The sequence below is a fragment of the Burkholderia sp. JKS000303 genome, from assembly GCF_002563755.1.
Lineage (GTDB): Bacteria > Pseudomonadota > Gammaproteobacteria > Burkholderiales > Burkholderiaceae > Burkholderia > Burkholderia anthina_B.
In genome coordinates this window covers 372,767-386,234 of the sequence record NZ_PDBZ01000004.1, presented here as the reverse complement: position 1 = coordinate 386,234, position 13,468 = coordinate 372,767, and the positions used below count along the sequence as shown (strand labels likewise).

The window sequence follows — 13,468 nt, the reverse complement described above, 5'->3', positions numbered from 1 at the left end:
TTAACATCCGTTCGCACACCATTCCGACACGCATAAAAAAACCCGCGGACTCGCCGCGGGTTTCGTGAACAACCGTCAGGGACAGCGTTCAGGTTCTCAGTGCTTCACGACTTCCGTCGAGCCGGCATCCTTCGCCTCGCCAACCGGTGCCGCAGCCTTCGCCTCTTCTTCCGGCGGCAGCGGGGTCGGCGTACGTTCAAGCGCGAGCTCGAGCACCTTGTCGATCCAGCGGACCGGCACGATCTCGATCGCGTTCTTCACGTTGTCCGGAATGTCCGCGAGATCCTTCACGTTCTCTTCCGGGATCAGCACGAGCTTGATGCCGCCGCGATGCGCCGCCAGCAGTTTTTCCTTCAGCCCGCCGATCGGCAGCACTTCGCCACGCAGCGTGATTTCACCGGTCATCGCGACATCGGCACGCACGGGGATCCCCGTCAGCACCGACACCAGCGCGGTCGTCATCGCACCGCCGGCGGACGGACCGTCCTTCGGCGTCGCACCTTCCGGCACGTGGATGTGGATGTCCTGCTTCTCGAACGCTTCGTCCTTGATGCCCAGACGTCGCGAACGCGAGCGCACGACCGAACGCGCCGCCTCGACCGACTCCTTCATCACGTCGCCGAGCGAACCCGTGCGAATCACGTTGCCCTTGCCCGGCATCACCGCGGCTTCGATCGTCAGCAGATCGCCGCCGACTTCCGTCCACGCGAGGCCCGTCACCTGACCGACCTGGTTTTCCTTCGCCGCGAGGCCGAAATCGTACTTGCGCACGCCGAGGAACGTGTCGAGGTTTTCGCCATCCACCTTGATCGCGCCCGTTGCCTTCTTCAGCAGCAGCATCTTCACGACCTTGCGGCAGATCTTCGACACTTCCCGCTCGAGCGAACGCACACCGGCTTCGCGCGTGTAGTAGCGGATGATGTCGCGAATCGCCTGCTCGGCGACTTCGATCTCACCGTCCTTCAGGCCGTTGTTCTTCTTCTGCTTCGGCAGCAGGTAACGCTGCGCGATGCTGACCTTCTCGTCTTCCGTGTAACCCGACAGACGAATCACTTCCATCCGGTCGAGCAGCGGCGGCGGGATATTCAGCGAGTTTGACGTCGCGACGAACATCACATCCGACAGATCGAAGTCGACTTCGATGTAGTGGTCGGCGAACGTGTGATTCTGTTCCGGATCGAGCACTTCGAGCAGCGCCGACGACGGATCGCCGCGGAAATCCATGCCCATCTTGTCGACTTCGTCGAGCAGGAAGAGCGGATTGCGCACGCCGACCTTCGCGAGGCTTTGCAGGATCTTGCCCGGCATCGAACCGATGTACGTACGGCGGTGGCCGCGGATCTCGGCTTCGTCACGCACGCCGCCGAGCGCCATGCGGACAAACTTGCGGTTCGTCGCACGTGCGATCGACTGGCCGAGCGAGGTCTTGCCGACGCCAGGAGGCCCGACAAGGCACAGGATCGGCGCCTTGACCTTGTCAACGCGCTGTTGCACCGCGAGATACTCGAGAATGCGTTCCTTGACCTTCTCGAGGCCGAAGTGATCCTCGTCGAGCACCTGCTCGGCGTTCGACAGGTCGTTGTTGACCTTGCTCTTCTTGCGCCACGGCAGGCCGATCAGCGTGTCGATGTAGTTGCGCACGACGGTCGCTTCCGCCGACATCGGCGACATCAGCTTCAGCTTCTTCAGCTCGGCGTCGGCCTTCTTCTTCGCTTCCTTCGGCATGCGCGCGGCGTTGATGCGCTTCTCGAGTTCCTCGAGATCCGCGCCCTCTTCGCCTTCGCCCAGTTCCTTCTGGATCGCCTTGACCTGTTCGTTCAGGTAGTACTCGCGCTGGCTCTTTTCCATCTGGCGCTTCACGCGCCCGCGGATGCGCTTTTCGACCTGCAGGATGTCGATCTCGGCTTCGAGCTGCGCGAGCAGGTGCTCGAGGCGCTCGATGACCGGGAACATCTCGAGGATGTGCTGCTTCTGGTCGAGCTTGAGCGGCAGACGCTCGGCGATCATGTCGGCGAGACGGCCTGCCTCATCAATGCCCGACAGCGACGTGAGAATCTCCGGCGGGATCTTCTTGTTCAGCTTCACGTACTGGTCGAACTGCGACACGATCGCGCGGCGCAGCGCTTCCGTTTCCGCGCTGTCGGCGTGATCGGGCTCGAGCGGCATCACTTCGCAGGAGAACTGCGTCTCCTGCTCTTCGATCGACAACGCCTTCGCGCGCTGCAGGCCCTCGACGAGCACCTTCACGGTGCCGTCCGGCAGCTTCAGCATCTGCAGGATGTTGGCGATACAACCGACCTCGTACATGTCTTTTTCGGTCGGCTCGTCCTTGGCCGCGGTTTTCTGGGCGACCAGCATGATGTGCTTGCCGCCTTCCATCGCTGCTTCGAGGGCCTTGATCGATTTCGGCCGGCCCACGAAGAGCGGAATTACCATGTGCGGGAAAACGACGACGTCCCGCAGCGGCAGCAGCGGGAGCGTGATACGTTCCGGCGGAAGAAGTTGGGTGCCTGACATTTCATTTCCCCATGAGTGGAATCAATTGTTCGGTAATTGAGGCCGCCACAACGAATTGCAAGCCTTCAAGTGCGGGAAATATTCGGTAAGAAAGTAACCACCGCGTGTCGAGTCAGAGTTACCCACAAGATAAACGAAAAAAAGCCGCCCACGGACTCATGAACGGCCTTTTTCGCGGAACATCGTTGGCAAGCCGGTCAGTTCGAACCCGCCACCTTCGGCGTGTCCTCATAGATCAGCAGGGGCTTGCCGTCGCCATCGATGACGTTCTCGTCGATGATGACCTTGCTGACCCCCTTCATCGCCGGCAATTCGTACATCACGTCGAGCAGCGCCTGCTCGATGATCGAACGCAGCCCGCGCGCGCCGGTCTTGCGGCGGATCGCCTTGCGGGCGACTGCCTGCAGTGCGCCCGGCCGGATTTCCAGCTCGACGCGCTCCATCGCGAACAGCTTGTGATACTGCTTGACGAGCGCGTTCTTCGGCTCGACGAGGATCTTCATCAGCGCGGCTTCATCGAGCTTGCCGAGCGTCGCGACCACCGGCAGACGGCCGATCAATTCGGGGATCAGACCGAATTTGATCAGGTCTTCCGGTTCCGTTTCGCGCAGCACTTCGCCCGCGTCGCGTTCCTGCTTGCTCTTGACCGTCGCGCCGAAGCCGATGCCCGTCTTTTCGGTACGGTCCGTGATCACCTTTTCGAGACCGTCGAACGCGCCGCCGCAGATGAACAGGATGTTGGTCGTATCGACCTGGATGAAATCCTGGTTCGGATGCTTGCGGCCACCCTGCGGCGGCACCGATGCCATCGTGCCCTCGACGAGCTTCAGCAGCGCCTGCTGGACACCCTCGCCCGACACGTCGCGCGTGATCGACGGGTTGTCCGACTTGCGGCTGATCTTGTCGATTTCGTCGATGTAGACAATCCCGCGCTGGGCCTTGTCGACCTCGTAGTTGCAGTTCTGCAACAGCTTCTGGATGATGTTTTCGACGTCCTCGCCGACATAACCGGCTTCGGTCAGCGTCGTCGCATCCGCGATCACGAACGGCACGTTGAGCAACCGTGCAAGCGTCTGCGCGAGCAGCGTCTTGCCGGAACCCGTCGGGCCGATCAGCAGGATGTTGCTCTTCGACAGCTCGACGTCGTCCTTCTTGTCGAGATGCTTCAGGCGCTTGTAGTGGTTGTACACGGCCACCGCGAGGATCTTCTTCGCGCGCTCCTGGCCGATCACGTACTGATCGAGGATGTCGCGAATTTCCTGCGGGCTCGGCAGATCCGACCGGGACAGGCTGGCCTCGACGCCGGCGGCAGCCGCCTCGTCGCGAATGATCTCGTTGCAGAGGTCGATACATTCATCGCAGATGAAGACCGACGGGCCCGCGATGAGTTTTTTCACCTCATGCTGGCTCTTCCCGCAAAACGAGCAATACAACAGCTTCTCGCTGTTCGAACCTTTTTTGTCCGCCATGAATGTAGAGCCTCCGGACAGGTAAATGACATGATACGCCGAATGCTCCGAACGTCGCGCCTAGGGCGCGACCGGAGCCGGCTGGATGCGCTTGCCGCAGATGCTCAACGCGTCTCGGACGTCGCGGGGCGCCGCACGAATCGGGGCGGCACCCCACTTAAACTCAGGGGCGCTTCAACAGCACCTGATCGATCAGCCCGTACGCCTTCGCGTCTTCGCTCGACATGAAGTTATCACGGTCGGTGTCGCGCGCGATGCGCTCGACGTCCTGGCCCGTGTGCTGCGCGAGCAGATTGTTCAGCCGTTCCTTCAGGTACAGGATTTCGCGGGCCTGGATTTCGATGTCCGAAGCCTGGCCGCGTGCACCACCGAGCGGCTGGTGAATCATCACGCGCGAGTTCGGCAGCGCAAAGCGCTTGCCCTTCGCACCCGACGCGAGCAGGAACGCACCCATGCTGGCCGCGAGGCCCATGCAAAGCGTGGAGACGTCCGGCTTGATGAACTGCATCGTGTCGTAAATCGCCATGCCGGCCGACACCGAGCCGCCCGGGCTGTTGATGTAGAGGCTGATGTCCTTGTCGGGATTCTCGCTCTCGAGGAACAGCAATTGCGCGACGACGAGGTTGGCGGTCTGGTCGTTGACTTCGCCGACCATGAACACCAGGCGCTCCTTCAGGAGACGCGAATAGATATCGTACGAACGCTCGCCGCGGCCGCTCGTTTCGACGACGATCGGCACCAGTCCCAGCGCTTGCGCCTCGAAACCCTGCGGCGCGTTCGAAGCAAGCATGTCCAGCAATTCAGCACGAGTGATCATTCAATAAACCTTGTTCGAATGGAAAATTGAACGGAGGGAAGCCGCCCGCTCAATCGCCATATTAATGGCAACCGCGCGCTTGACGTAAAAACGGCGTGCAGGCCGTCGCTCCGACAGCCGGCACGCCGCTAGAGCAACACTTACGCTTGCGCCGATGCGCTTGCGAGTGCCTCGAAGCTCACTTCCTTGTCCGTCACCTTTGCCTTGCCCAGCACGAAGTCGACGACGTTGCTCTCAACGACGAACGCTTCCATCTCGGCGAGGCGCTGCTGGTTCGAATAATACCAGCGGACCACTTCCTTCGGGTCTTCGTAGCTCTTCGCGAACTCGTCGACTTCCGCGCGGATCTGCTCCGGCTTCGCTTCGAGGCCGTTCGACTTCACCAGCTCGGCCAGCACGAGGCCCAGCTTGACGCGACGCTCTGCCTGCTCGGCGAACATCTCGGCCGGGATCGGTGCGTCCTTCGCGTTCGGCACGCCGCGCTGCGCCAGATCCTGGCGAGCCATTTCGACGAGACGTTGCTGGTCCTGCTCGATCAGCGCCTTCGGCACGTCGAGTTCGGAAATCTTCAGCAGCGCGTCCATCACCTGGTTCTTGACGATGGATTGCGTGCGGCGCTTTGCTTCGCGCTCGAGGTTTTCCTTGATCTCGCCGCGCATCTTCGTCAGGTCGCCGTCTTCGATGCCGAGCGACTTCGCGAATTCAGCGTCGATTTCCGGCAGGTGCGGCCACTCGATCTTCTTCATCGTGACCGTGAACTGTGCCGTTTTGCCTGCCACGTCCTTGCCGTGGTAGTCGTCCGGGAACTTCAGGTCGAACGTACGCGCTTCGCCGACCTTCAGGCCGAGCGCTGCCGTTTCGAATTCCGGCAGCATGCGGCCTTCGCCGAGCACGAACGGGAAGTCTTCAGCGGTGCCGCCCTGGAACGCGACATCGTCGATCTTGCCGACGAAGTCGACCGTCACGCGGTCGCCGTTCTTCGCTGCGGTGTCCGCGCCGCCGTCGCCGTGCTCGCCGGCTTCGCCGCGTGCGTGGAAGTGCACGCGCTGGTTGCGCAGGATGTCGAGCGTGCGGTCGATTTCAGCGTCGCCGATCGACGTCGTCGAGCGCTCGACTTCAGCCGTCTCCAGCGCGCCGATCTTCACTTCCGGGTAGACCTCGAACGTCGCGTCGAACGCGTATGCATCCTCAGCCTGCTCCTGCTTCGGCTCGAAGCTCGGCTGGCCGGCGACGCGCAGGTTTTCCGCGCGGCTGATCGTGAAGAACTCCTGGCCGATCTTGTCGCTCAGCACTTCCGCTTCGACCTGACCCGCGTATTGCTGGGCGACCATCTTCAGCGGCACCTTGCCCGGGCGGAAACCCGGCATGCGCACGTTCTTCGCGAGTTTCTGGATACGGGCGTCGATTTCCTTCTGCACGGTGTCTTTCGGCAGGGAAATCGTCACGCGGCGTTCAAGCTTGCCGAGGTTCTCAACAACGTTAGCCATGGCTTCAATCGTCCTAAAATTATTCGAGCGAATCGGGTTTTCCTTGCCGTGCCTGCCTGCGGCGTGAGGTGCACGTGGGTGCGCCACACACGCCGCGCCGGAGCGCCACGCCATCCCTGCACGCGCCGGATGGCTAGCGCAAGCGGCTCGGAGCACGGCTTTGGCCGGAAGAATCGACTATTCTAGCAAACAATCTTCCTCATACCGCCAGATCGGCACGACACACGTGCGCAGCCGGCGTGTCTCCCGCTTCCCGCATGCGGCAATGCGAGCGGATCGCCGCTATGCCGAACGCCATATCCACCGCGGCCCCGCCATCCTGTAAGCTCCGATTGAGCGTGCGCCGCCGTCGCGGCCCCGATTCTTCACACCAATATTTCGCTTTCCGGAGACATCATGCCGCAACACCCGTCCGCGCCTGTCGTCGTCATCGCGCCCGATTCGTTCAAAGGCTCGCTTTCCGCCGAGCAGGTCGCGGACGCGATCGCCACCGGCATCCGTCGTGCCCGGCCCGACGCGGTCGTGCGCTGCTGCCCGATGGCCGACGGCGGCGAAGGCACGCTCGATGCGATGCTGGCCGGCGGCGGCACGCGGCGCACGCTGCGGGTGGCCGGCGCGTCGCTCGCGGCACGCGACGCGGCGCTCGGCGTGATCGACGCGCGCACCGCGATCGTCGAGACGGCCGAGATCGTCGGGATCACCGATGCGGTCGGCATGAGCGTCCCGGTCGACGCGCGCAGCACGCGCGGGATGGGCGAAGCGATCCGCACGCTGCTCGACGAAGGCGTGCGGCGCTTCTTCGTCGCGCTCGGCGGCAGCAGCACCAACGACGCGGGCGCGGGCCTGCTCGCCGGCCTCGGCCTGCAATGCTTCGATGCGGCCGGTCAGCCGGTGGAACCCGTCCCGGCACGGCTCGCCGACATCGCGCGCGTCGACGCGTCGGGGCTCGATCCGCGCCTGAAGGAAGCCGAATTCATCGGCATGTCGGACGTCGACAACCCGCTGACGGGCGCGCACGGCGCGACCGCCGTGTTCGGCCCGCAAAAGGGCGTGACGCCCGAACAGGTTGCGCCCCTCGACGCCGCGCTCGCACGCTTTGCAGACCTGCTCGAAGCCGCGCTCGACCGGCGCAGCCGCGACCTGCCGGGCGCCGGCGCCGCGGGCGGCCTCGGTTTCGCGCTGCACATGCTGGGCGCGCAGTTCGAAGCCGGCGCGGAAGTCGTCGCACGGCAAGTCGGCCTCGATGCGGCGCTCGCCGGCGCCGACTGGCTGATCACCGGCGAAGGCCGCTCGGACGTGCAGACGCTGCACGGCAAGGCGCCGTTCATCGCATGCCGCCATGCGCAGGCTGCGGGCGTGCCCGCGTCGCTGCTGTCGGGCGCGGTCGACCCGGCCGCGCTGGCGCGCCTGTCCGAGCATTTTTCCGGCTGTTTCTCGCCGGCACCCGGGCCGATCACGCTCGACGTCGCGATCCGCGATGCGGCGAACCTGCTCGCGAACGAAGCCGAACAGTTGACACGGCTGAAGTACGGCGCACACTGACCGTTGACCCGAGCGCGCGATACAGGAACAATCGGGCCCGCCCTTTTTCTTCAGGATTCGACATGAAAGGCCGTCAAGCCGGGCTCGATCAGTATCTGACCTATCGTCTCCACGCGCTCACGAAGCGATCCGACCGCGGGATCGCCGAGGTGTACCGGCACAAGCTGGACATCTCGCTGCCCGAGGCGCGCGTGATTGCCGCCGTCGGCGCCTTCGGTCCGTTCTCGATCATGGATCTCGCGCGCCACACCAATCTCGACAAGAGCCAGGCGAGCCGCGCGGCCGAAGCGCTGCTGCGCCAGGGGCTGCTCGAGCGCAGCGCGAGCGAGGAGGACGGTCGGATCGTGCTGATCGCGCTGACCGCCGACGGCCGCGCGCTGCATCGCAAGATCATGCCGATCGTGCGCAAGTGGAACGAAGGCCTGCTCGCGGGCCTGTCCGACAGCGAGCGCCAGACGTTCGAGCTGCTGCTCGACAAGGTCGTCGCGCACGCGGCCGAACAGGACGACTGAGCGGCGCAACCGACGATGTCCGCACCGCGGGTTGCCCGGCGTGGTGCGGCTCGCGTCACAACAAACATCGGATCGACGGGCGGCCCCGCACATGCGTCACGCTCGATGCCGGCCGCCCTGCTTTATTCCGACGAATCGGTCAGCCGCCCGGGTTGCGTGAGCGCATGAGGTCGCAGTCCGGCCTCCCCCGCCCGGCATGTGCCGAACGACTTCTCGCCGGCCTGCAACCCGCTACGCATACCTGCCGCCCGTTCGCGAGAGCCACCGCCCTCCGCTACAGCCCGCTGTTTTCCGCCCGCTGACGCAACAAGCCGAGCACCGCGTCGCAATACGGCGTCGGCACATCGAGCTTGCGGCCCAGCTCCGGAAACACGCCGAGGATCGGCCCGATCTCGAGCGGACGCCCTGCTTCGAAATCCTGCAGCATCGACGTCTTGAACGCCCCGAGCTTGCGTGTCACCGCGATCCGCTCCGGCCCGCTCATCCCGGTATGAAGACCGAGCTTCGCGCCGATCGCGGCAGCCTCCTCCATCATCCGCAGTGCGAGATGTTCCGTGTACGGATCGTCGAGCAACTGCTCGGCGGTCGAACCCGTGAGCGCGCTCAGCGGATTCATATTCATGTTGCCCCACAGCTTCGTCCAGATCTCGGCGCGGATCGCCGGCGTCGACTCGACGTCGAAGCCGCCCGCGGCGAGCGCCGCCGCGAGCTGCGCCGTCGGCGCATCGAGTCGCGGATCGGGCGAGCCGACGATCAGGCGATTGCCGCGTCCACGACGCACGACACCCGGCGCGTCGGTGCTCGACGACAGATGCACGACGCAGCCGATCGCCTGCGCAGGCGGCAGCGCCGCCGACACCGCGCCGCCCGGATCGACCGCGTCGAGCGGCACGCCGTCGATCGCCCCTGCAAGCCCGTGCGTGAACCACCACGGCAGCCCGTTCATCGCGGCGACGATCACCGTGTGCGGCCCGACCAGCGGCGCGATGCGCGCGGCCAGCGCCGGCAACGCCTGTGCCTTCAGCGCGATCACCACGTAGTCCTGCACGCCGAGCGCGGACGCATCGTCGCTCGCGCGCACGGGAATCGACGACAGCGCGCCCGTCTCGTCGATCACGCGCACGCCGTGCGCGTTCAACGCATCGAGCGTCGCGCCGCGCGCGTACGCGCTTACGGTCATGCCGGCCCGCGACAGCGCAGCCGCGAGCAATCCGCCGATCGCGCCGACGCCGACCACCGCCGCGCGCACCGACCCTGAATTCGTGTCGTTCATGATGGGAATCCGTCTCCTGGGAGCTGACGAGCATAACGCTCAATGGTTGCGGATACAACCATTCATGCAGGCATGCGGCGTAGCTGCGTCGATCCGATTCATCGGACCGGGCTGCCGGCCTCCGCCGGCTCGTCGTCGGTCGGCCCCGTCGCACCGAGCACGCCGGCGATCTGGCTCTTGTCGTGCATGCCGAGCTTGCGGTATGCGCAACGCAGGTAATGCCGCACCGTCGTCGGCGAAATCGCCATCTGCTGCGCCACCTCCTTGTGCGAACGCCCGGCGCCGTAATAGCGGATCGCCGCCAGCTCGCGCGGGCTCAGCCGGTCGAGCAGCGAGCGCGGCCGCGCTTCGATCTGGAACAGTCCCGCGACCGGCACGCACTGGATGCGCAGCGCGTCACCGATGAACGGCTGGCCCGACTGGCGCCGCACGTGGGTGACCAGCGGTTCCGGCACGCGCGGCCCCGTCCATGCCGGCCATTCGGTACGCAGCACGTCGTCGAAGCCATGATCGGCGTGATGCAGCACGCCGAAGTTGTCGCACAGCGCGCGCACCGCCGGCGCCACTGCGTCGCCGCGCTCGCGCGTGAGCTGCGCCGCCCGATTGATCGTAAGCGCGGCCGCGAGATGCGGAATCATCTCTTCGAAACGATTCGCATCCTCGTCGCTGAACGGCCGATTCAGGCCCTGCCGGTAAATCGACATGAACGTCGTCAGACCGAAGCGCCGATCGAGCGTACACACGCACATCAGTTGCGCGAGCCCGTACTTCACGCACCAGTCGCGAAACCGCGCATCGACTCCCGGCTCGACGACCGACAGCCGCACTGCGCGGCCATGCGCGCCGAGCAGCGTGCGGCGCGCGAGCGGATCGCAGTCGCGCACGCGTTTCCAGTCGCTGAAGAACGCGTGCGGAAGACGGTACAGGAAGCTGTTGTGCATCACCGGGCCGGTCGGCACGTGTGTCGCGACGCCGGTCCACGCGGCATCGAACGGGATCAGCGCCTGCAACAGCGAAAAGAAGCGGCACTCGAACTCGCCGATCCCGGATTGTGCGGCGACCGCGTACAGGTCGAGCAGCATCAGGCCGAGCTCGCGCTGCGATGCGTCGCCGCGCGTAACGCCGTCGAAATCGGCACGGCGGGAGGGCAATGGCGGCCATGCGGATTCGTCGAGCACGATCGCGGCGGGCACGTCGCGCAGCGCGTCGAGATCCTGCCTGATATCCGTCGTGATCCTCACCTTCCGCTCCCCTGCCCGATCGGGCCGCTGATGCGCGCAACGCAGACCGGCCGATTATAGCGACCGTCATTTTTGGCGGGCACCGCTGCCGGAACCCGCGGCAGCCCCATCCATTTGAACGGTACGCCGCGCGTTGCTGCTGCGCAGCACGCGTCGCGGCAGCGCGGCGGTGCGTGCGTGCCGCACACCGCGGGTTTTCCACACCGTTCATCTGTACGACTGTTCGGCGGCTTTCCTGCTGCGGACACTGCGTCGCGACAACACCAACGACAAACCGATGCAGGACGGTATGGAGAACCCCACGTGACGAAACCCCGCTTCATCCGCACGGCTGCGGCCGCGGCCGCAGCCATCGTGGCGCTCGCGACGTGCAGCGTCGCCGCGCACGCGCAATCGGCGCTCACGCTGTACGGCGCGCTCGACACCGGCGTGCAGTACCTGACGCATGCCGACGGCCGCCACTCGGCCGTGCAGTTGCAGAACTACGGCATCGTGCCGTCGCAGATCGGACTGAAGGGCAACGAGGATCTCGGCGGCGGCTGGCGCGCGCTGTTCAAGCTCGAGCAAGGCCTGAACGTCAACGACGGCACGCCGACCGCGCCCGGTTACGCGTTTTTTCGCGGCGCGTACGTGGGTGTCGCGGGTCCGATCGGCACCGTCACGCTCGGCCGGCAGTTCAGCGTGCTGTTCGACAAGACGCTGTCCTACGACCCGCTGTGGTACGCGTCGTACAGCGGCCAGGGCGTGATCATGCCGATGGCGGCGAACTTCATCGACCACTCGATCAAGTACCAGTCGCCGACCTTCGCCGGCTTCGACGCCGAAGCGCTCGCCGCCACGGCCGGCGTCGCCGGCAATACGCGCGCCGGGCGCGTGCTGGAACTGGGCGGCCAGTACACGAGCAACGGGCTGTCGGTCAGCGCGGTGCTGCATCAGGCACACGGCGATGCAACGGCCGCGGATGACGCATCCGCCCGTCGCCGCGAACTCGGCACGCTCGCCGCACGTTACGCGTTCGCGACGCTGCCGCTCACCGTCTACGCAGGCGTCGAACGCGTGACCGGCGACCTCGATGCGGCGCGCACCGTCGTCTGGGGCGGCGCACGTTACCTGATCGCGTCGAGCGGAATCGGGCTGAACGCGGGCGTCTATCACACCGATTCGCACACGCCGGCGATCGGCCATCCGACGCTGTTCATCGCGAGCACCACGTACGCGCTGTCGAAACGCACCGTCGCCTACGTGAACGTCGGCTATGCGCGCAACAGCGGCCAGAGCTCGCAGACCGTCTACGAATACGACCCCACGCCGCTCGCCGGCGCGTCGCAGTTCGGCGCGATGGTCGGCATGTACCACCTGTTCTGAATCCGTCCACCTGGAACCCGCCATGAAAACCCTTTGCTCAGATGCCGCGCTGCCGTCCGACGGCCGCGCGTCGACCTTTGCGCGCTCGACGCTCGTCGCGCTCGTCGTGTTCGCGGCCATCACGCCGCTACTGCTGCTCGTCGCACCGGCCGTCGCCGGTCAGCTCGCGACGCAGCTCGGGCTGTCCGCGTCGCAAATCGGCACCTACTTCTTCGTCGAACTCGGCGCCTTCAGCCTGGCGACCGTGCCGTCGTATCTGTGGCTCGGCCGCGTCGATGCGCGCCGTGTCGCCGCCTGCGCAATCGTGCTGTTCGGCGCGGGCAACCTGCTCACCGCGGTGTGGATGCCGGGCTTCGTCGCACTGCTCGCGCTGCGCGCCGTCACCGCGCTCGGCGGCGGCTCGCTGATGGTGCTCTGCATGACGAGCGCGGCCACCAGCAAGAACAGCGATCGCGTGTACGGCCTGTGGGTCGTCGGCCAGTTGATCGCGGGCGCGATTGGGCTGTTCGTGCTGCCTCACGTGTTCGTCGCGTTCGGGCTGCGCGCGCTGTACGTCGCGCTCGCGGTGCTCGCCGTCATCGCGGCGCCGCTGTCGCGCGGCTTTCCGGCGACGCTCGGTGCACGAGCCACGCCGGCGCAGACCACGCGCGACGCCGAATCGCATACGCCTCGGCTGTACGTTGCGCTCGCGATCGGCGCGGTGCTGACGTTCTATCTCGCGATCGGCAGCGTGTGGACGTTCGCGAGCCGTGCCGCGGCGCAGGCCGGCCTCGATCCGCAGTCGACCGGCAACGTGCTCGCGATCGCGAGCGTGATGGGAATCGCCGGCGCGACGCTCGCGTCGTGCGCGGGCGGCCGCGTCGCGCGGCGCACGATGCTCGCCGCCGGTTACGCACTGCTCGCGGCGTCGCTCGTCGCACTCGCCGCGCTTCCGCATGCGAGCGGCTACAGCGCCGCGATCTTCGCGTTCAAGTTTGCGTGGACCTTCGTGCTGCCGTTCATGCTCGCGACCGTCGCGCAGATCGATAGGTCCGGACGCCTCGTCGCGACGCTCAATTTCGTGATCGGCGCGGGCCTCGCGGCCGGCCCGTTGCTCGCCGGGCTGCTGCTCGATGCGGGCGGCACGATGCACGCGCTGTTCGCGATCGCGACGGCCGTTGCGATCGCATCGTTCGCCGCACTGCGCCATATCGATCGCCGTGCGCCCGCTTCCGTGATGCCCGTTTCCACCCAACCGTGACAGGT

10 protein-coding genes are annotated in these 13,468 nt (G+C 65.7%); 4 read left to right on the top strand and 6 right to left on the bottom strand.

Features of this window, described 5'->3' with window-relative positions; genetic code table 11:
- Window positions 1-96: 96 nt before the first annotated feature.
- The 4 genes from lon to tig all read right to left on the bottom strand — a co-directional run bounded on the left by lon (window position 97) and on the right by tig (window position 6,290).
- Window positions 97-2,517 (bottom strand): endopeptidase La, encoded by a 2,421-nt coding sequence (gene lon, locus BX604_RS35025; RefSeq protein WP_098556040.1) that lies wholly within the window; start codon window positions 2,515-2,517, stop codon window positions 97-99.
- 197 nt (window positions 2,518-2,714) lie between these two features.
- Window positions 2,715-3,986 carry an ATP-dependent Clp protease ATP-binding subunit ClpX gene (gene clpX / locus BX604_RS35020; protein ID WP_006754177.1) on the bottom strand — a complete coding sequence of 424 codons (1,272 nt, stop codon included), beginning with the start codon at window positions 3,984-3,986 and terminating at the stop codon, window positions 2,715-2,717.
- Between the two features lie 163 nt (window positions 3,987-4,149).
- The gene (gene clpP, locus BX604_RS35015) at window positions 4,150-4,803 is read right to left on the bottom strand and encodes an ATP-dependent Clp endopeptidase proteolytic subunit ClpP (RefSeq protein WP_006496351.1); all 654 of its coding nucleotides are present in this window, start codon (window positions 4,801-4,803) and stop codon (window positions 4,150-4,152) included.
- A gap of 140 nt (window positions 4,804-4,943) precedes the next feature.
- Complete coding sequence (gene tig / locus BX604_RS35010) at window positions 4,944-6,290, bottom strand: trigger factor (protein ID WP_098556037.1); 1,347 nt, start codon at window positions 6,288-6,290, stop codon at window positions 4,944-4,946.
- Window positions 6,291-6,686: 396 nt separating this feature from the next.
- On the opposite strand from tig, the gene BX604_RS35005 reads away from it, so the two are divergent.
- Together BX604_RS35005 and BX604_RS35000 are read left to right on the top strand one after the other, a co-directional pair.
- Window positions 6,687-7,832, top strand: coding sequence for a glycerate kinase (locus BX604_RS35005; RefSeq protein WP_098556034.1), 1,146 nt, complete (start codon window positions 6,687-6,689; stop codon window positions 7,830-7,832).
- Between the two features lie 62 nt (window positions 7,833-7,894).
- The gene (locus BX604_RS35000) at window positions 7,895-8,344 is read left to right on the top strand and encodes a MarR family winged helix-turn-helix transcriptional regulator (protein WP_098556031.1); all 450 of its coding nucleotides are present in this window, start codon (window positions 7,895-7,897) and stop codon (window positions 8,342-8,344) included.
- Between the two features lie 274 nt (window positions 8,345-8,618).
- Here BX604_RS35000 and BX604_RS34995 read toward each other — a convergent pair whose 3' ends face one another.
- Window positions 8,619-9,617 carry a 2-dehydropantoate 2-reductase gene (locus BX604_RS34995; RefSeq protein WP_098556029.1) on the bottom strand — a complete coding sequence of 333 codons (999 nt, stop codon included), beginning with the start codon at window positions 9,615-9,617 and terminating at the stop codon, window positions 8,619-8,621.
- Window positions 9,618-9,715: 98 nt separating this feature from the next.
- Entirely contained in the window at window positions 9,716-10,858 is a 1,143-nt protein-coding gene (locus BX604_RS34990) for a helix-turn-helix transcriptional regulator (protein WP_098556026.1), read from the bottom strand.
- Window positions 10,859-11,035: 177 nt separating this feature from the next.
- Here BX604_RS34990 and BX604_RS34985 point away from each other — a divergent pair, with 177 nt between their 5' ends.
- On the top strand, window positions 11,036-12,223 hold the full coding sequence (locus BX604_RS34985) for a porin (RefSeq protein ID WP_373562455.1): 1,188 nt from the start codon (window positions 11,036-11,038) through the stop codon (window positions 12,221-12,223).
- 22 nt (window positions 12,224-12,245) lie between these two features.
- Window positions 12,246-13,463 carry an MFS transporter gene (locus BX604_RS34980; protein ID WP_098556020.1) on the top strand — a complete coding sequence of 406 codons (1,218 nt, stop codon included), beginning with the start codon at window positions 12,246-12,248 and terminating at the stop codon, window positions 13,461-13,463.
- Window positions 13,464-13,468: the final 5 nt, after the last annotated feature.

Coding starts and splice junctions, on each gene's coding strand:
- lon (WP_098556040.1), bottom strand. CDS start 2,517: ATGTCAGGCACCCAACTTCTTCCGCCGGAACGTATCACGCTCCCGCTG.
- clpX (WP_006754177.1), bottom strand. CDS start 3,986: ATGGCGGACAAAAAAGGTTCGAACAGCGAGAAGCTGTTGTATTGCTCG.
- clpP (WP_006496351.1), bottom strand. CDS start 4,803: ATGATCACTCGTGCTGAATTGCTGGACATGCTTGCTTCGAACGCGCCG.
- tig (WP_098556037.1), bottom strand. CDS start 6,290: ATGGCTAACGTTGTTGAGAACCTCGGCAAGCTTGAACGCCGCGTGACG.
- BX604_RS35005 (WP_098556034.1), top strand. CDS start 6,687: ATGCCGCAACACCCGTCCGCGCCTGTCGTCGTCATCGCGCCCGATTCG.
- BX604_RS35000 (WP_098556031.1), top strand. CDS start 7,895: ATGAAAGGCCGTCAAGCCGGGCTCGATCAGTATCTGACCTATCGTCTC.
- BX604_RS34995 (WP_098556029.1), bottom strand. CDS start 9,617: ATGAACGACACGAATTCAGGGTCGGTGCGCGCGGCGGTGGTCGGCGTC.
- BX604_RS34980 (WP_098556020.1), top strand. CDS start 12,246: ATGAAAACCCTTTGCTCAGATGCCGCGCTGCCGTCCGACGGCCGCGCG.